Source organism: Sphingomonas citri (assembly GCF_019429485.1).
Lineage (GTDB): Bacteria > Pseudomonadota > Alphaproteobacteria > Sphingomonadales > Sphingomonadaceae > Sphingomonas > Sphingomonas citri.
This window is the reverse complement of sequence record NZ_JAHXZN010000001.1, coordinates 428004-446279: the sequence shown is the minus strand read 5'-3', so window position 1 is coordinate 446279 and position 18276 is coordinate 428004. Positions and strand designations below refer to the sequence as shown.

Sequence of the window (18276 nt, the reverse complement as noted above, 5' to 3'; positions counted from 1 at the left end):
TAGAAACAGACTGGAACCTTCCGCCATGCGCCAGCGCCCCTTCGCCTCGTTCCTCCTCCTGACGACCACGTTGGTCGCCCCCGCGGCGCTGGCGCAGGTCGCGCCGCAGGCCGGCACGCCCACCACCTCGGCGCCCGCCGGGCCGCCGCCGACGAGTACCACCACCAACCCCGACGCCGCGCCGGCGGCGCAGGCCGAGGCAACCACCACCGCGACGCCCGGTACGGAGCAGGGCACCGACACTGCGGCAAACGAGCCCCAGGCCGAGGTCTCCGCGCCGGGGCTCGACGCCAGCGGCGGCGGCGACATCGTCGTCGTCGGGCGTAACATCCCCAACACGATCCGGGCCACCGCGCAGGTCGTCAGCGTCCTCTCCAGCGCCGACATCGCGCGCACGGGCGAGGGCGACATCGCCGGCGCGCTGACCCGCGTTACCGGCCTGTCGGTAGTCGGCAACGGCTATGTCTTCGTGCGCGGGCTGGGCGATCGTTACTCCTCGGCGCTGCTCAACGGCTCGCCGCTGCCGAGCCCCGAGCCGCTGCGCCGCACCGTGCCGCTCGACATCTTCCCGACGACCGTGGTCGGCTCGGCGCTGGTGCAGAAGACCTACTCCGCCAACTATCCGGGTGAGTTCGGCGGTGGCGTGATCAATCTCACGACCAAGGCGATCCCGGACGAGAACTTCTTCACCGTGGGCGCCTCGGGCGGGATCGACACCGAGACCACCGCCAAGCTGGGTTACACCTACTTCGGCTCCAAGACCGATTGGCTCGGCTATGACGGTGGCGAGCGCAACGTTCCCGACTTCATCAAGCAGGCGCCGACCGGCAACGGCGTGATCCCGAGCGCGCAGGTGCTCCAGCTCTCCAACGCGCGCACCACCCTGCTTCAGCGCACCACCGATACGCCCGCCAATTACTCGGGCAGCATGGACCTCGGCGTCACCGGTGACATCGGCGGCACCCGCGTCGGGCTGATCGGTAGCCTGGGCGTGTCGAACACCTGGCGCACGCGCGACGCGACGCAGCAGGACACGGTCAGCGTCGACGGCACGCTGCGCAACGACTTCCACACCGTCATCACCGACAATCGCGCGGTGGTGAACGGCCTGCTCGGCTTCGGCGCCGAGTTTGGCGAGAACAAGGTGCGCTGGACCAACGTCTACATCCACGACACGCTCAAGCAGGGCCGCGCTTCGGGCGCGACCGTGTACAACAACTCGAGCGGCAACCCGCTCTTCCAGCAGAACACCAACTGGTTCGAACGCAAGCTGATCGAGACCCAGCTCGTCGGTGAGTTCAAGCCGGTCACCGATCTGTCGATCGATGTGCGCGGCGCCTATGCCAACACGCAGCGCAACTCGCCCTATGAGCGGCAGTTCATCTACCTCTGCAATACCAGCCTGAGCGACCAGACCGGCGACGTGCCGGTGAGCGACCGCGGGCTCAACTGCCCGGGCGCGTGGCAGGCGACCAACGCGTTCGACCGCTTCGCGACGGTGGTGTTCAGCGAGCTCAACGAGGATCTCTACTCGGGGCAGGCCGACGTGGCGTACAAGATCCCGGGCGAGCGTCCGATGACCCTCTCCGCGGGCTATTACTTCTCGGAGAACGACCGCACCTCGACGCGTCTGCCGTTCGTTTACCAGACCGCCACGGGCGGCGCGATCCCGTTCCCTTGCAACCTGCTGCGTCCGGACTATCTGCTCTCGCCCGACGTGGTGAACGGTTGCCCGACCCCGGTCTCGGGCAACCCGGCGGACACTGCGGTGCAGATGCGCTTCGACGCGGGGCAGAACGGCTCGTACGAATATGACGCGCTGCTGCGCGTCCACGCCGGCTACGCTCAGGTCGAGGCGGAGGCGCTCGACGGGCTGCGCGCGATCATCGGCCTCCGCTACGAGACCGCGACTCAGCGAGTCACTCCGATCAACGCCACTTCGACGCGGCTCAAGAACGATTACTTTTTGCCGGCGGCGACGATCACCTGGAACTTCGCCAGCAATCAGCAGCTGCGCCTCGCCGCGTCGAAGACGATTGCACGGCCGCAATTTCGCGAACTCGCTCCTCAGGCGTTTCGCGACTTCGAATCCGACCGACTGTTTTTCGGCAACCCGCGCCTGAAGGACTCGGAGCTGTACAACCTCGAGGCGCGATACGAGTGGTTCTTCGCGCGCGACCAGCGCGTCACGCTGGCGGGCTTCTACAAGCGGATCGACAATCCGATCGAGCAGGTCGGCTTCTTCCCGACGCCCGATGCGCGGCTCCAGACCGGCTTCACCAACCTGCCGCGCGCCAAGCTCTACGGCGCCGAGGTCGAGGCGCAGAAGTATGTCCCGCTGGACTTCATCTCCGCCGGCATGGCGGGCAAGCGTGCGGTGCTGATCGCCAACTACACCTGGACCCACTCGGCGATCACCGCCGACGGCAGCTGCGTGCCGGGTGTGCTCGAGGGGACGACCCTCGGGGGCTGCCAGGCGAACTTCGCGCCGGCGCGCTCGCTGTTCCGCGACGGCGCGCCGCTCACCGGCCAGTCGGACCATCTCGTCAACCTGCAGCTGGGGTACGAGGACACCGAGAACGGCACCCAGGCGACGCTGCTGTTCAACTACGCCAGCGAGCGCGTGACGAACCGCGGTCCCTCGCTGCTCGACGGCTCTGGCTTCCAGCCGGACATCATCGAGAAGCCCGGCATTCGGCTCGACTTCGTGATGCGCCAGCAGATCGAGCTCGTCGGGCAGAAGGTCGAGATCAAGGCCGAGGCGCGCAACCTCACGGGCACGCGCTACCAGGAGTTCCAGACCTTCGACGGCGGCAACCGGGTCGACATCAATCGCTATCGGCTGGGTCGCCTCTTCACGCTCGGCGCCAGCGTCAGCTTCTGATCGGCCGCGGTGGCCGGCGGTGTCACACGCCGGTCGCCGCTCAGATCCAGGGTCGCTCGCGAAACCATTTCGTGATCACGTACTTCACCCCGGCGCGCACTTTCATGCCGTGGTGGAGCGTGGCGGGGTTGGGCGTTTCGTCGGGGCGACGATTGTTCCAGCAGACCAGCTTGCCCGGCTCGGGCTGTATCGTCTTGTCGATCGCCTTGAAGCGCGTCGCGCCCCCCGCCTCGGGGGCGTTCAGGTAGACCATCATCGTCCAGGTCCGGTTACCCGCCACGCTGCAATAGCGCGCGAAGTCGGCCCCGGTCGGCTCGAAATAATCGGTATGTGCCTTGAACTCCTGCCCCACCGCGTAGCGCTGTCCTTGCAGCGGCTCGCCATGCCCCGGGTCGAGTCCGGCGAAGTCGGCGAGGCGCCGGTTGATCGCGGCGACGAGCGGATCGTCGTCGCGCAGGTCACACGTCTCGCTGGTGCGGAAGGCGGTGTCGCCGTTCGGGTCGGCGATGGTCGAGGGTCGCCGATCCGCGTCGATCAGCTCGATGAGCGCGGCACATTCCTCCGGGCTGAGGAAATCACGTCGGATGAACAAGGTCAGCTTGGACGAGGGGACACGCTGGATCAGCGGCTGCGCACTCAGTCGCGCGATGATGGGGTCGGTCGCCATGGGCCTGCTATATTCCACCTGAAGCAAGTCGAACCAGCCACAGAAATATTACACAAGCCGCCGACGCCGATGTAACAGGGTTATCGTGGTGGCGCAGGGAGTTCAGCCGAGCGCATGCGTTTGAAGTTCGACGCCCGGGCACGGGCGATCCTGCGGCGGTTGCCGGTGGTGAACGCTTACTCGGCGGTCGAGCTGCTGCTGCTCGCCGGGCTCGCGGTGCAATGCGCGCGGCTGATGTGGGTGATCGTCACCCCGGTGTCGCCGCTCGGCGCCTGGGTTCCGACCGGCCCGACGATCCCGGTCGATCCCGCCGGCGTGCTCGGCAGCGTCGATCCCTTCTACCGGGTGAGCGGCGCGCAGCCGGCCCAGGGGCCCGCGGTGGTCACCTCGCTTCAGCTCACGCTGTTCGGCACGCGGATGGACGACGCGCAGGCGCGCGGCGCAGCGATCCTGGCGGGGCCTGACGGTCTGCAACGCAGCGTCAGCGTCGGCGAGGAGGTCGTGCCCGGCGTGGTGCTGCGCGGCGTGGCCTTCGACCATGTCACGCTCGAGCGCGGCGGCGCGCGCGAGGACCTGTTCCTCGACCAGTCGACAAAGCCGAGTGCCGACGTGCCTCCACCCGGCGCGGCCCCCGCGGCAAGGCCAGGCCCGGATCCGCGCGTACCGCGCGACTCTGACGCCGGCGGGGGCGCGATGTCGCCCGACCGGCTGCGGACCGACATCACCGCCATCCCGCAGATCGAGGGCGGCCGCGTGGTCGGGCTGACGGTGCGCGGGCAGGGCGGCAATGCCTTCCGCGCCTCGGGGCTGCGCGACGGCGACGTCGTCACCCAGGTCGCGGGTCGTCCGGTGTCCGGCCCGGCCGACCTCGACCAGTTTACGCGCGAGCGCGCCCCCGGCGGCGCGGTCCCGGTCACCGTCCAGCGCAACGGCCAGACCGTCGCCCTCTCCATTCCGGTAAAATGATGAAGCGTCCCCACGTCCTCCTCGCTCCCCTCGCGCTCGCCGCCGCGGCGCAGCCCGCGCTCGCGCAGACCACGCTCAACGTGCGCGACGCCGATATCCGCGCCTTCATCGCCGACGCCGCCAAGGTGACCGGACGCACCTTCATCATCGACAATCGCGTCCAGGGCAAAGTGACCGTGGTCACCGATCGCCCGTTGTCGCGCTCCGAATATCTCGAGGTGTTCCTCTCGACCTTGCGCGCCAACGGCCTGGTCGCGGTGCCGAGCGCCAACGGCGCCTTCCGCGTGCAACCGATCGACAATGCGGCGAGCCAGCCCGGGCGGATCGGCCTGGCGGGCGCGCCGCGCAACCAGCTCGTCACCGAGATCATCCGGCTGCGCTCGGTCGACGCCGCGCAGGCGGTCGACACCGTGCGCCCGCTGGTCAGCGCACAGGGCTCGGTGACCGCCAACCGCGGCGGCAACAGCCTGGTGGTGGTCGACTTCGCCGACAACGTCCGTCGCGTGCGCGAGGTCGTGCGGCGGATCGACTCGGACACGTCGGCGACACGCATCATCCCGCTCAAGAACGCGCGCGCCAGCGAGGTCGCGACCGCGCTCCAGGGCTTGATCGGCGGCGGTGGCGCGGGCGGCGCCGCGGCGGCGGCGGGCGGCGCCTCGGCGGTGGCGATCGAGAGCTCCAACGCGGTGGCGCTGCGCGGTGACCCGCAGACCGTCGCGCGGCTGGCGGCACTGGCGCGCGAGCTCGACCAAAGCGCGCGCAACGCCACCGAGATACGCGTCGTCTTCCTAGAGAATGCCGATGCCAACCAATTGCTGCCGGTGCTCCAGCAGCTCGTCGGCCAGGCGCCCGACGCGATCGAGGAGCAGGCGCTCACCCGCTCGGGGCTGAGCAGCTCGAGCACCGGGTCGACCGGCGTGGGCGCGACGCCGCAGCCGGCGACGCGCTCGCGGCCGACGCAATCGACCACGCAGCAGTCGGGCAGCCAGCCGCAGCAAGCCGCGATCACCGGCCAAGGCAATCGCACCGCGGCGGTGGTGACCCGCTATGCCGGCGCCAACGCGATCGTGATCGCCGCGCCGGCCGACATCCAGCGCCAGCTGTCCGACGTGGTGAAGCAGCTCGACCAGCGGCGCCAGCAGGTGCTGGTCGAGGCGATCGTCGCCGAGGTGTCGGACTCGACCGTCAACCAGCTCGGCGCGCAGTTCATCCTCGGCAACCTCGATGGTGGCGCCTTCGCGGCCTCGACCTTCAGCAACTCGGCGCCCAACATCCTCCAGATCGCCGGCGCGATCGGCGCGCGCGAGCTGGCGAGCTCGACCACCACCACGATCGCCAACGGCGTCACCACGACCGTGACCAACAACACTCCGTCGGACACGCTGACGCAGTCGGCGATCCAGTCGATTATCGGATCGTCGGGTGGGTTCGGCGGTTTCGGCGGTCAGATCGGCAGCACCGTCTTCGGCGCGATCATCAACGCGGTGAAGCGCGACAACACGTCGAACCTGCTCCAGGTGCCGCAGATCATGACGATCGATAACCAGGAGGCGCACACGCTCGTCGGCCAGGAGATCCCGATCACCACCGGCGAGGCGCTGTCGAACAATTTCGACAATGCCTTCCGCACCACGCAGCGGCAGAATGTCGGCATCGGGCTCGACGTGCGTCCGCAGGTGAACTCCTCGGGCACGATCAAGATGAACCTCCACCTCGAGGTCAGCTCGATCGCGGGGCCCGTGTCGAACAACAACTCCGACCTGATCCTCAACAAGCGCGAGGTCGAGACCGTGCTGACCGTCGACGACGGTGCGATCGGGGTGATCGGCGGGCTGCTCTCCGACGAGGAACGCCGCACGATCGAGAAGATCCCACTGCTCGGCGACATCCCGCTGCTGGGCAACCTCTTCAAGTCGCGCGCCAAGAGCCGCTCGAAGACCAATCTGATGATCTTTATCCGCCCGACCGTGATCCGCAGCGCGGCCGACAATCGCCGCGTCACCGAGCAGCGCTACGGCTATCTCCGCCTCCAGCAGGCGGCGCAGGAGCCGCTGTCCGAGCCGTCCATCGACACCTTGGTGCGCGACTATATGGGCGCGACCCCGCCGCTGCCCCCGGCGGGCCAGCCGGGCAGCATCGAGGACCCGCGGGTGGCGGTGCCGGTCTATCGCAACTCCACCACCGTGATCCCAGGAGGAGGCAAGCGGAAGTGATCGTGCGCACCGGAGCCGAGATCGACGCCGTCGCCGCGCCGCTGCCGCCGCCCGGTGACGGGGTGACGGTGCCGCCCGCGGTGCTGCCGCCGGCGGCGCTTCCGTATTCCTTCGCGCGCAAGTTCGGCGTGGTGCTCGATCAGGGCGGGACGGTCGGGACGCCCAAGGTGGCGCTGCGCGAGGGGGCCGACCCGCGTGCGCTGATCGAGGTGCGCCGCGTGCTCGGCCGCGCCTTCGACGTGGCGGTGGTGCCGGTCGCGGCGTTCGACCGCCTGCTCAGCGACAATTACGCGATGGACGGCCAGGCCACCGCGGCCGCCGCGGTCGGCATGGGCGACGAGCTCGACCTGCTCGCCGAGGGGCTGCCCACCGCGGAGGACCTGCTCGACACCGCCGACGACGCCCCCGCGATCCGGCTGATCAACGGCATCATCGCCGACGCCGCGCGCAACGGCGTGTCCGACATCCACATCGAGCCGTACGAGACCGGGCTGGTGGTGCGGATGCGGATCGACGGCGTGCTGCGCGAGACTTTGCGCATGCCGCCGCACGTCGCGCCGGTGGTGGTGAGCCGCATCAAGGTGATGGCGCGGCTCGACATCGCCGAGCGCCGCGTCCCGCAGGACGGGCGCATGGGGCTGACGCTCGGCGGCAAGTTGCTCGACGTCCGCGTCTCGACGCTGCCCAGCCGCGCCGGCGAGCGCGTGGTGCTGCGTATCCTCGACAAGGAGAATGCCGGCATCGACCTCGACGCGCTCGGCATGACGCCGGCGATGTACGCTCTGCTGCGCGAGGTGATCGCCGAACCCAACGGCATCGTGCTCGTCACCGGACCGACGGGCAGCGGCAAGACGACGACGCTCTACGGATCGCTGCGCCTCCTCAACGACGGCAGCCGCAACATCCTGACGGTCGAGGACCCGGTCGAATATGCGGTCGAGGGCGTCGGGCAGACGCAGGTGAACAGCAAGGTCGGACTCACCTTCGCCGCCGGTCTGCGCGCTATCCTGCGCCAGGACCCCGACGTGGTGATGGTTGGCGAGATCCGCGACCGCGAGACCGCCGAGATCGCGGTCCAGGCCTCGCTCACCGGGCATCTCGTGCTCTCCACCGTCCATACCAACGACGCGGTGGGTGCGATCACCCGCATGCGCGACATGAAGGTCGAGCCGTTCCTGCTCGCCTCGACCCTGCGCGCGGTGATCGCGCAGCGGCTGGTGCGGCGGCTGTGCACCAACTGCCGCCGCGCGGTGCGCGCGAGCGAGACGGTGGCGCCACTGCTCGGGGTCGATCCGGGCGCGACCGTGTACGAGGCGGTCGGCTGCGAGCAGTGCAACCGCACCGGCTTCCGCGGCCGCATCGGCGTGTTCGAGGCGGTGCGCGTCGACGCGGTGGTGCGCCGCATGATCAACGAGGGCGGCGACGAGGACGCGATCGCGCGCCATGCCTTCGCCACCGGCGACACGCTCGCGATCGCGGCGCGCCGGCTGGTCGAGAACGGCCAGACGACCGCGGAGGAAGCGGTGCGCGTGTCGCGCAGCGAGAACGCCGACGCCGCCGAGCTGGCCATCACCGATGCGTGATCGAGGCCGCCGCTTTCCCGCACTACCACCGTCATCCCCGCGCAGGCGGGGATCCAGACGCGCGGACCTTCGCGATGAAGCCGCGACGTCAGCGTGTATGGATCCCCGCCTCCGCGGGGATGACGGACGTGGTGGGGCGGGAACGCCTTGCCACACTGCTCTGCGATCACTGTCCACGGCCACCCCTCATGGCTGACTTCGACTATCTCGCGATCGATACGCGCGGCAACGAGACGCGCGGGCATGTCGCCGCGGCCGATCTCGCCGCCGCGCGCGCGACGCTCGACCGCCGCCGCCTCTACGTCGTCCGGATCGAGCCGGGCAGCGCGCCCTCGACGCGGCGGCGCCCGCTGTTCGGGCTCGAGCTCGGCCGCGCCAAGATGTCGGGCAAGCAGCTGACCTTGTTCACGCGCCAGCTCGCCACGCTCAACCGCGTCTCGCCGCTGGAGGAGTCGCTGCGCACCATCACGCGCCAGACCGAGCAAGAGAGCGTGCGCGCGATCGTCCAGACCGTTCACAGCGGCGTGGTCGAGGGACGTCGGCTCGCCGACGCGATGGCGCGCGAGCCGAAGAGCTTCCCGCCGCTCTACCGCGCCATGGTCGCCGCGGGCGAGAGCTCGGGGACGCTGCCCGAGATCATGGAGCGACTCTCCGCCCTGCTCGAGCGGCAGGCGGAGATCCGCGGCAAGCTGCTCACCGCGATGGCCTATCCCAGCGTGCTGTCGGCGGTGGCGTTCAGCGTGGTCATCGCGCTGATGACCTTCGTGGTGCCGCAGGTGGTCGAGCAGTTCGACACCGTCGGGCAGGAGCTGCCGCTACTCACGCGGATGATCATCGCGCTGTCCGACCTGCTGGTCGGCTGGTGGTGGCTGCTGCTGCTGATCGTGGTCGGGGCGGTCGGCGGCGCCGTGGTCGCGCTGCGCCAGCCGCCGATACGGCTCGCTTTCGACACCTGGCTGCTGCGCGTCCCGCTGATTGGTCGGCTGCTGCGCGACCTCCACGCCGCGCGGATCGCGCGCACGCTCTCGACCATGGTCGCCAGCCGGCTACCGCTGCTCGAAGGGCTGACGCTCACCGCCGGCACGATCCACAACCGCCGGCTCAAGGCGGCGTCGGACGAGATCACCGACTCGATTCGAGGCGGCGGCAGCCTCTCCACCGCGATGCGCCGCACCGGCGTGTTCCCGCCGCTGCTCGTCTATCTCGCCGCCAGCGGCGAGGCGGCGGGGCGCCTCGACGAGATGCTCGAGCGCGCCGCCGACTATCTCGAGCGCGAGTTCGATCGCTTCACCGCCACCGCGCTGTCGCTGCTCGAACCTTTGATCATCGTCGTGATGGGCGCGATCGTCGCCACGATCGTGCTGTCGATCCTGCTACCCATCCTCCAGCTCAACACCCTGGCCGGCCAGTGAGACCCCTGATGCACACCGAACAGACAAAGCGCCGCAAGAAGAAGAACGGCTTCACCCTCGTCGAGCTGATGGTGGTGATCGTGATCATCGGCCTGCTCGCCACGATCGTCGCGCTCAACGTACTGCCCTCGGGCGACACCGCGCGGATCCAGAAGGCCAAGGCGGACATCGCCACGATCGAGCAGGGGCTGGAACTCTATCGCTTGCAGATCGGCAGCTACCCGACGACGTCGCAGGGCCTCCAGGCGCTGGTGACCGCGCCCGCGGGCGCCGACGCGGCGCGCTACCAGACCGGCGGCTACGTCAAGAAGCTGCCCAAGGACCCGTGGGGCCGCGACTATCTCTACGCCTCGCCGGGCCAGCACGGCGCTGCCGACGTGTGGACCCTGGGTGCCGACGGCAAGGACGGCGGCGAGGGGATCGATGCCGACATCGGCTCCTGGCAGTAAGCGCGGGCGGCCTCGGGTCGCGGGGCGCGGTGCGCGCGGCGCCCGGCCCGAGCCGGAATCCTGCGTCTTCCTTACATTCCTCCGTCATACCGGACTTGGTCCGGGATCCACTCGTCCGCGCATTCCGGAGCCGCGGCTCCTGCGGAACAGTGGATCCCGGAACAAGTCCGGGATGACGGCAGGAGAGGGGACGGTGGTGAAAGCACGAGCAGCGCGCGTGCAGCGCCGCGGGCCTTCGCGCCCCTCCAGCGGCTTCACCCTCATCGAGCTCATGGTCGTGATCACCGTCATCGGTCTCGCCTCGGCCGCGGCGGTGCTCGCCATGCCCGATACGCGCGGCCGGTTGGCGGACGAGGCGGCGCGCTTCGCCGCCCGCGCGCGCAGCGCGCACGATGCCGCGATCGTCGAGTCGCGTCCCGTCAGCCTGTGGGTGACCGAGACCGGCTACGGCTTCGACCAGTGGCGCGGCGGGCGCTGGTCGCCGATGGAGCCGCCGCTCGGGGTCGAGCAGTGGCGTCCCGGCACCGCGGCCGCGGGGTTGGTGCGTGAGCGCGTCACCTTCGACACCACCGGGCTGGCCGACCGCCCGCTGACGATCACGCTGACGCGCGAGGGCGCGCGCACCGACGTCGTGATCGAGCCCGACGGGCGCGCGCATGTCGCGGGCTGAGCGCGGCTTCACGCTGATCGAGATCATGGTGGCGCTGGCGGTGTTCAGCCTCGCCGCGCTGGCGCTGATCCGGCTGGAGGGGCAGACCATCCGCTCGACCGGCATCCTCTCGGCGACGCTGCTGGCGCAGGCGGTGGCGCGCAACGTCGCGATCGAGGCAGTGACCGACGCCGAGCCGCCCGTGCGGGGGCGCTCCTCCGGCGTGGAGCAGAACGGCGGCCGCGCCTGGACCTGGGTGCGCGAGGTACAGCCGCTCGGCGACGGCGACGTGATGCGGGTCGACGTCAGCGTGAGCGATTCCAGCGGCGCGGTGCTCGGCCGCATGACGATGGTACGCCCGCCAGCGCCCGCGCTGTCGGTGGACGTGGCGGGATGAGCACGCGTCGCGACGCCGGCTTCACTTTGGTCGAGGTGATGATCGCGCTGATGATCTTCGGCATGATCGCGGCCGCGGGCGTCGCGCTGCTCGCCTTCAGCGTGCGCGCGCAGGGCGCGAGCGAGGTCGCGCTCGACGACACCGGCGCACTGAGCCGGCTCTCTTCGATCCTCACCGCCGACCTGGCCCAGGCGCAGGATCGCAACACGCGCGACGTGAACGGCGTGCTGCTGCCCGCCTTCAGCGGCGATGCCGCCGCGACGCCGCTGCTGCGGCTGGTCCGCGCCGGGTGGAGCAACCCCGATCAGGCCCCGCGCGCCGAGCTCCAGAAAGTGGAATATCGCCTCGCCGGCGACGGCCTCGAGCGTGTCGCTTATCCGGCGCTCGACGGTGCGGCGGCACTGCCGCCGGCGCTGCTGCTCGACCGCGTGCGCACGGTGCAGCTGCGCTTCCGCTATCGGGGCGCCTGGAGTGACACCTGGCAGGGCAACCCGCGCGCCGCACTGCCCCAGGCGGTGGAGCTGGTGGTGACCCGCGCCGACTCGCGGCTGTACCGGCTGTTGTTCCTCGTCGGCACCGGCGCGGGGCGCGTGCAGGAGAGCGGCAGCGGAGCGCCGGGTGGCGGCGCGGGCGGCGGCACGGTGTCGCCGGGGTCGGGCGCGCCGGCGCGGGTGCCGGGAGGTGACGATGCGCCACGGTGAGCGCGGCGCCGCGCTGCTGACGGTGCTGCTGCTCGTCGCGGTGATCTCCGTCATGGCGGCCAGCGCGCTCGAGCGGCTGCGGCTGTCGACCCGGCTGGCGGCCAACGCGGTCGCGCTCGACGCCGCGCGCGGCTACGCCTATGCCGCCGAGACGCTGGCGACCACGCGCGTGACCTCGCTGCTGAGCCAGGCACGCGACCGGGTCGCGCTGACCGGGGGATGGAGCGGTCGGCCGTTCGGCCTGCCGATCCCGGGCGGTTCCGCCACCGCGCGCGTCACCGACGGCGGCAATTGCTTCAACCTCAACAGCCTCGTCCTGCGCGCACCCGACGGCAGCTACGCCGTCAACATCGAGTCGCTCCAGCAATTCCAGCGGCTGGCGCGGCTGTTGCGTGTGCCCGACGGCGACCGCGTCGCCGCGGCGGCGGCCGACTGGATCGACAGTGACGACAGCCCGCTCCCCGGCGGCGCCGAGGACAACGACTATCGCGGCTATCGCACAGCGGGCGTGCTGATGGCGGACGTCAGCGAGCTGCGCGGGGTGCGCGGCGTCACGCCCGAAGTGTATCGCGTGCTTCGTCCCTACCTCTGCACGCTGCCGCTGGCGCAGCGCAACGTCTTCAACGTCAACACAATGCTGCCCGAGCAGGCACCGCTGCTGGCGATGCTGGTGGGCGAGTCGCTCAGCGTCGAGGCGGCGCAGGGCGTGCTGCTGCGCCGGCCGCCCAACGGATGGTCGACCGTCGACCAGATGTGGGCACAGCTCTCGACCCAGAGCGGCGGCGCCTCGCAGGTCGGCGCCGCGCAGTCGACCAGCGTCAAGACCGTATGGTTCGCGCTGCGCGTCGACGTGACGCTCGGCACCGCGGAATTGCACGAACAGGGATTGATCGACGCGCGGACCCTTCCCGTCCGGCTCGTGACGCGGCAATGGGGAGATGCGCCATGACCGCTGCCACGCTCCTCTTCCTGCCCCCTGCCGACGACCAGCCGTGGCGCTGGTGGCGGATCCGCGACGACCAGGTCGAGCGCGAGGGCGAGGGTGTCCCTGTGCGCGACGAGGAAGTGCCGGTTATCGCCGTGGCCCCCGCCGACGCGGTGACGCTCCACTGGGCCGAGCTGCCCGCCCGCTCACCCGCGCAGGCGCTCGCCGCGGCGCGCGTGGTGGTGAGTGACGCCACTGCCGAGCCGGCGCAGGAGCTCCACGTCGCGGTGGGGGGTGAGAAGGGCGGCGAGCGCGCGATCGCGGTGGTGGCGCCGGCGCGCATGGCAGCCTGGCTGGAGTCGCTCGCGCGGGCCGGGATCGACCCGGGCGCGATCGTTCCCGCGCCGCTGCTGCTGCCCGTGCCGGAGGCGGGCTATGTCGCCGCCGATCTGCCGGGACAGCGGGTGGTGCGCGGCCGCACCAGCGGCTGGGCCGACGAGCCGCTGCTCACCGAGCTGATCACCGGGGGCGAGCGCCCGTCGCCGCTCGCGCGCGACGCGGTGCGCGGCGCCGCGGTCGCCGCGATCGCCGCGCCCGCGATCGACCTGCGCCAAGGCGCCTTCGCGCGGCGGCGCCAGCGCGTGGTCGACTGGGCATTGCTGCGCCGCATGGCGGTGCTGGTCGGCTGCATCCTGCTCGCCACGCTCGCGATCGATCTGGTGCGGATCCTGCGTTATTCCTTCGGCGCCGACGCGATCGAGGCGCAGGCCGACACGGTGGCGCGCCAGGCGCTGCCGCGCGGTGCGAACGCGGGCGACTCGGCACGCTTGCTCGGCGAGCGGCTGACGCGGCTGCGCGGACCGGGGCAGGGCTTCACTCGCACCGCCGCGGCGATCTACGCGATCGTCGACGCGGTGCCGGAGAGCGAGGTCACCGCGCTCCAGTTTGAGCCTAACGGATCGCTGCGCGTGTCGCTCTCGCTCGCCGGCGAGGCGCAGGCCAATACGATCAAGCAGCGGCTCGCCGGCGCGGGCTTCACGGTGGAGTCGAGCGTGTTCCAGCAGGCCAACAACCGGCTCACCGGCGACATGACGGTGCGGCCGTGAACCCCGCGCGCGCCTGGTTCGAGTCGCGCTCGCTGCGCGAGCGGCGGCTGATCGCGGTGATGGTCGTGCTGCTGGTCCTCACGCTGATCTGGGCGGCGGTGATCCTGCCGGTGCGCAATGGCCTCTCGTCGTCGCGGGCGCGCTATACCGACGCGGTGGTGCGGCTGGGGGCGGCGCAGAGCGGGCTCACCCAGGTCAAGTCGCTCCAGCGCCGTGGCCCCACCGCGCTCGGCGGCTCGCTCGCCGACGTGGTGCGCGCGCGCGCCGATGCGGCGGGTTTCGCTTTGGCCTCGCTCGACGTGGTCGCGCCCGATCAGGTCCGCACCTCGATCACCAGCGCGCGCGCCGGGGCGCTGATGCGCTGGGTCGCGGGACTGGAGCAGGAGGGCATCCTGGTTGACTCGCTCAGCGTCACCGGCAGCGGCGCGGGCAGCGTCACCGCGCAGCTCAGCCTGCGCCAGCGGGGCGAGTGATGCGGATCCGGCTCGCTACCGGGCGCCGCGCGCTCTTCATCGCGCTGTTCGTGCTGGCGGTGCTGACCTTCCTGCCGATGCGACTGGCGCTCGGCTGGGCCGGGCTCGACGCGCAGGGTTTCACCGCGCGCGAGGTGACCGGCAGCCTGTGGTCGGGCCGGCTGGTCGAGGCGCGCTTCGGCGACATAGCGCTGGGCGATCTCGACGCCGGCGTATCGCCGCTCGCGTTGCTGATCGGCCGCGCCCGGATCGCGCTGGAAGGCGCGGGCGCCGATCCGTCGCGCCAGCTGTCGGGCACGGTCGAGCTGGCGCGCAACCGCGCCGCGATCATCGGCGCGCGCGGGCCGCTGACGCCCGGCAACGCCTTCCGTCCGTTGCCCGTGACCGCGCTCGACCTCGACGACGTCACCGTGCGCTTCGTCGATTCTGCGTGCGAGCAGGCCGAGGGCCGCGTCCGCGCGACGCTGTCGGGGCAGTTCCTCGGCCAGCCGCTGCCCGGCGCGATCAGCGGCGCGGCGCGCTGCGACGCGGGCGCGCTGCTGTTGCCGCTGAGCAGCGGGGCGGGCGAGGGCGTCAACCTGCGGCTGTGGCCGGACGGCCGCTACCGCGCCGAGCTGACCCTGGTGCCGACCGACCCGACGGTCGCGGCGCGGCTCGACGCTGGCGGCTTCGTCGCCAACGGTGCGGCGCGCACCTTCGCGGTGGAAGGAAGATTCTGAGCGCCTTGACGAGAGGCCACGCGCCCCGCTAGGGGACCGGCCTTCGCGGCGATCGTAGCTCAGTTGGTTAGAGCATCGGTTTGTGGTACCGAGGGTCGCGGGTTCAAGTCCCGTCGATCGCCCCATTTCTCCCTCATCTGCATTTCGCGCTGGCGTCGGCCGCCGGCTACGAATATTGCGCTTCGCGGTAATATTCTGCTGCGCTTGACGGAGGCGTGATGACCTCGCTGTGGGACTATCCCGATTTCGACGCCCATGAAGGGCTTCACCTGTTCGCCGACCCGGCTTCCGGGCTCAAGGCGGCGGTCGCGGTCCATTCCACCGCGCTCGGGCCCGCGGCGGGCGGGGTGCGCTTCTGGCATTATGCCGATGATTCGCGCGCGCTGACCGACGCGCTGCGACTGTCGCGCGGGATGAGCTACAAGAACGCGATGGCGGGTCTGGCGCTGGGCGGCGGCAAGGGCGTGGTGCTCGCGTCGCGACCGGGCGAGACGATCAGCGAGGCGCAGCTGCGCGCCTTCGGCCGCGCGGTCGAGTCGCTGGGCGGACGCTACGTCACCGCCGAGGACGTCGGCATGTCCGAGGCGCGGATGAAGGTGATTGCCGAGGAAACGCGCTACGTCTCCGGCCTGCCGGTGGCGCAAGGCGCGGCGGGCGGCGATCCCGGGCCGTACACCGCGCATGGCGTTTATCTAGGCGTTCGCGCCGCCGCCAAGCGCGGGCTCGGCAGCGACGACGTGCGCGGCGTGCGGGTCGCGATTCAGGGTCTCGGCTCGGTCGGCGGCGGGCTCGCCAAGTTGCTCGCGCGCGACGGCGCGGTGCTGACGCTCGCCGACGTCGACCAGGCGCGCGCCGAGCGGCTCGCGGCCGAACTGGGCGCGACCGTGGTCGCGCCAGAGGCGATCCTGAGCGCCGATGTCGACATCGTCAGCCCCAACGCGCTCGGCGCGATCCTGACGGAACAGTCTATTCCTGCGCTCAAGGCGAAGATCGTCGCGGGCGGCGCCAACAACCAGCTCGCCACCGCGGCGGACGGGCGGCGTCTCCATGACGCGGGCGTGGTCTACGCGCCCGATTACGTCATCAACGCGGGCGGGATCATCAATGTCGGGCTCGAGTATCTCGGCCACGGCGATGAGGCCGAGGTCATGGCGCGGATCGCGCAGATCCCGGGCCGGCTCGATCAGGTGTGGGACGAGGCCGCGGCGACGGGTGACCCCACCGCGGAGGTGGCGGACCGTATCGCGCGGCGGCTGATCGGGCGCGAGTGAGGGCAAGGCGCGCCGCTGACGTCCGATGCGGCGCGGATGATAGGCGGCTCAGGTGGGCACGAGACACTCCGTGGCGGGTGGGACCTTCGCTCTCACTGCCGTCATCCTGGACTTGTTCCGGAATGACGGCAGGAGTGGTGGCGGGGTAGTTCGCTGCGACCGTGGCTCGCGCCTAACGCCACCCCCCAGACGGCCCTATCGTGCCAGCCCCGCCGCCGCGCGCGCGCGCGCCTCGATCTCTGGCAAAGTGCCTTCGGTCACCCAGCTGCCGCCGACGCACAGCACCGGATCGAGCGCGAGCCAATCGGGCGCGCTCGCCTCGGTGATGCCGCCGGTGGGGCAGAAGCGGCACCGGTAGAAGGGCGCCGCCAGCGCCTTGAGCGCCTTGATCCCGCCGCTCGTCTCGGCCGGGAAGAACTTGAAGTGCGACAGGCCCATGTCGAGCCCACGCATGATGTCGCCCGCGGTGGCGACGCCGGGGAGCCACGGGATGCCGCTCGCCTGGATGGTCTCGCCCAGCTTCTGCGACAGGCCCGGCGAGACGATGAACTCGGCGCCCGCGTCCTTCACCTGCGCCACCTGCTCGGCGGTGACGACGGTGCCCGCGCCGACGATCGCGCCGGGCACTTCCTTCATCGCGCGGATCGCGTCGAGCGCGGCGGGGGTGCGCAGCGTCACCTCCAGCACCTTGAGCCCGCCGGCGACCAGCGCCTCGGCCAGCCCGCGCGCCTGCGCGGCGTCCTTGATCACCAGCACCGGGATCACCGGGCTGGTGCGCATCACGGTTTCGATATCGCTCATGGTCTCACTGATGCTCCTGCGCGAAAGCCGCCGCGGCGCCGAACAGGCCGGGCTGGGGATGGGTGATGAGCTTGACCGGGATCGCCGCCATCATCGACTGGAACCGGCCCTTGGAGACGAAGCGCTGGTCGAAGCCCGAGCGCAGCAATTTGTCCTTGATCCGCAGCCCGAGCCCGCCCGCGATCACCACGCCCTGTGCGCCCTGCGCCAGCGCGAGATCGCCCGCCACCGCTCCGAGCGCGAGGCAGAAGCGGTCGAGCGCGGCGAGCGCGATCGAGTCGGTACCGTCCAGCGCCTCGGTCCAGATCGCCTTGTCGTCGCGACGCAGCACCGCGCGGCCCTCGAGCTCGGCGAGCGTCTCGTAGATCGCCACGATGCCGGGGCCGGCGACGATGCGCTCGGCGGAGACGCGCGTGTAGGTCTTGCGCAGCCGCTTGAGGATAGCGTCCTCGATGCCGTCGAGCGGGGCATAGTCCATGTGCCCGCCCTCGGTCGGCAGTACCCAATAGCGCCCGTCGCGCTTGAACACCTGCGCCACGCCCAGGCCCGTGCCCGGGCCGCAGACGGTGGTGACGCCGTCGCCCGGCAGGTCGGTGTCGGGGCCGCAGAGATGCTCGAAATCGCCCGCGGGCAGCTGCGCCACGGCATGGCCGATCGCGCCGAAGTCGTTGATGATCGTCCATTGCTCGGCGCCGAGCCGCTCGGGGATCAGCGAGGGGCGGATCACCCAGGGATTGTTGGTCAGGCGGATGACGTCGCCGGTGATAGGCGAGGCCACCGCGATCGCGGCGGCGGGGGGCAGCGTGCCGCCCTGGCGCGCGCGGAACGCCTCATAGGCGGTCTGCAGGCTGGCGTGCTCGGCGGTCTTGAGCGTCACCGGCTCGCCGAGCGACTGGACGCGGCCCTTGTCGACCTCGGCGATCGCGAAGCGGGCGTGGGTGCCGCCGATGTCCACCGATACGATCTGCATGCTCTTCTCCCTCTCCCCGCCGCGCGGGCCGCCGGTCACCGTGATGCGTGTCGCGGTACCGCGCTCGCGACCCTCTTCCCGCGGGAGAGG

Annotated in this window: 17 protein-coding genes and 1 tRNA gene; 15 read left to right on the top strand and 3 right to left on the bottom strand. The window is 71.0% G+C overall.

What is annotated here, in order from left to right:
* The first annotated feature begins 25 nt into the window (after window positions 1-25).
* A complete protein-coding gene (locus KZ820_RS02250) occupies window positions 26-2884 on the top strand; it encodes a TonB-dependent receptor domain-containing protein (RefSeq protein WP_219747076.1) in 2859 nt (952 codons plus the stop codon).
* A gap of 40 nt (window positions 2885-2924) precedes the next feature.
* Here KZ820_RS02250 and KZ820_RS02245 read toward each other — a convergent pair whose 3' ends face one another.
* Entirely contained in the window at window positions 2925-3551 is a 627-nt protein-coding gene (locus tag KZ820_RS02245; protein WP_219747075.1) for a prolyl hydroxylase family protein, read from the bottom strand.
* A gap of 114 nt (window positions 3552-3665) precedes the next feature.
* Between KZ820_RS02245 and KZ820_RS02240 the strand changes: the two genes are divergently transcribed.
* From KZ820_RS02240 to KZ820_RS02175, 14 genes are all read left to right on the top strand, one after another.
* Window positions 3666-4517 (top strand): type II secretion system protein N, encoded by an 852-nt coding sequence (locus KZ820_RS02240; RefSeq protein WP_219747074.1) that lies wholly within the window; start codon window positions 3666-3668, stop codon window positions 4515-4517.
* Window positions 4514-6730 carry a type II secretion system secretin GspD gene (gspD, locus tag KZ820_RS02235; RefSeq protein ID WP_373368990.1) on the top strand — a complete coding sequence of 739 codons (2217 nt, stop codon included), beginning with the start codon at window positions 4514-4516 and terminating at the stop codon, window positions 6728-6730. Before KZ820_RS02240 ends, gspD begins: the two co-directional genes overlap by 4 nt.
* Before the next feature lie 41 nt (window positions 6731-6771).
* Window positions 6772-8313 (top strand): GspE/PulE family protein, encoded by a 1542-nt coding sequence (locus tag KZ820_RS02230; RefSeq protein ID WP_219748051.1) that lies wholly within the window; start codon window positions 6772-6774, stop codon window positions 8311-8313.
* Between the two features lie 188 nt (window positions 8314-8501).
* Window positions 8502-9725 carry a type II secretion system inner membrane protein GspF gene (gene gspF / locus KZ820_RS02225; RefSeq protein WP_219747073.1) on the top strand — a complete coding sequence of 408 codons (1224 nt, stop codon included), beginning with the start codon at window positions 8502-8504 and terminating at the stop codon, window positions 9723-9725.
* An 8-nt stretch (window positions 9726-9733) separates the two neighbouring features.
* Window positions 9734-10174 carry a type II secretion system major pseudopilin GspG gene (gene gspG / locus KZ820_RS02220; protein WP_219747072.1) on the top strand — a complete coding sequence of 147 codons (441 nt, stop codon included), beginning with the start codon at window positions 9734-9736 and terminating at the stop codon, window positions 10172-10174.
* 172 nt (window positions 10175-10346) lie between these two features.
* A complete protein-coding gene (locus KZ820_RS02215) occupies window positions 10347-10844 on the top strand; it encodes a GspH/FimT family pseudopilin (protein ID WP_219747071.1) in 498 nt (165 codons plus the stop codon).
* A complete protein-coding gene (gspI, locus tag KZ820_RS02210) occupies window positions 10831-11220 on the top strand; it encodes a type II secretion system minor pseudopilin GspI (protein WP_219747070.1) in 390 nt (129 codons plus the stop codon). Before KZ820_RS02215 ends, gspI begins: the two co-directional genes overlap by 14 nt.
* Complete coding sequence (gene gspJ / locus KZ820_RS02205; RefSeq protein ID WP_219747069.1) at window positions 11217-11921, top strand: type II secretion system minor pseudopilin GspJ; 705 nt, start codon at window positions 11217-11219, stop codon at window positions 11919-11921. The genes gspI and gspJ overlap by 4 nt, the downstream gene beginning before the upstream one ends.
* Entirely contained in the window at window positions 11908-12870 is a 963-nt protein-coding gene (gene gspK / locus KZ820_RS02200; protein WP_219747068.1) for a type II secretion system minor pseudopilin GspK, read from the top strand. Before gspJ ends, gspK begins: the two co-directional genes overlap by 14 nt.
* Window positions 12867-13952 (top strand): type II secretion system protein GspL, encoded by a 1086-nt coding sequence (gene gspL, locus KZ820_RS02195; protein WP_219747067.1) that lies wholly within the window; start codon window positions 12867-12869, stop codon window positions 13950-13952. Before gspK ends, gspL begins: the two co-directional genes overlap by 4 nt.
* Window positions 13949-14425 carry a type II secretion system protein M gene (locus tag KZ820_RS02190; protein ID WP_219747066.1) on the top strand — a complete coding sequence of 159 codons (477 nt, stop codon included), beginning with the start codon at window positions 13949-13951 and terminating at the stop codon, window positions 14423-14425. The genes gspL and KZ820_RS02190 overlap by 4 nt, the downstream gene beginning before the upstream one ends.
* Complete coding sequence (gene gspN, locus KZ820_RS02185) at window positions 14425-15144, top strand: type II secretion system protein N (RefSeq protein ID WP_219747065.1); 720 nt, start codon at window positions 14425-14427, stop codon at window positions 15142-15144. The genes KZ820_RS02190 and gspN overlap by 1 nt, the downstream gene beginning before the upstream one ends.
* A gap of 48 nt (window positions 15145-15192) precedes the next feature.
* Window positions 15193-15269: transfer RNA gene (locus tag KZ820_RS02180), tRNA-His, on the top strand.
* A gap of 93 nt (window positions 15270-15362) precedes the next feature.
* Window positions 15363-16415 (top strand): Glu/Leu/Phe/Val dehydrogenase family protein, encoded by a 1053-nt coding sequence (locus tag KZ820_RS02175; protein ID WP_219747064.1) that lies wholly within the window; start codon window positions 15363-15365, stop codon window positions 16413-16415.
* A gap of 195 nt (window positions 16416-16610) precedes the next feature.
* On the opposite strand, the gene eda is transcribed toward KZ820_RS02175, so the two are convergent.
* Together eda and glk are read right to left on the bottom strand one after the other, a co-directional pair.
* Window positions 16611-17216: a bifunctional 4-hydroxy-2-oxoglutarate aldolase/2-dehydro-3-deoxy-phosphogluconate aldolase gene (gene eda / locus KZ820_RS02170; RefSeq protein WP_219747063.1), complete on the bottom strand. Its 606-nt coding sequence runs from the start codon at window positions 17214-17216 to the stop codon at window positions 16611-16613.
* 4 nt (window positions 17217-17220) lie between these two features.
* Window positions 17221-18186: a glucokinase gene (gene glk, locus KZ820_RS02165; protein WP_219747062.1), complete on the bottom strand. Its 966-nt coding sequence runs from the start codon at window positions 18184-18186 to the stop codon at window positions 17221-17223.
* Between the last annotated feature and the right edge of the window lie 90 nt (window positions 18187-18276).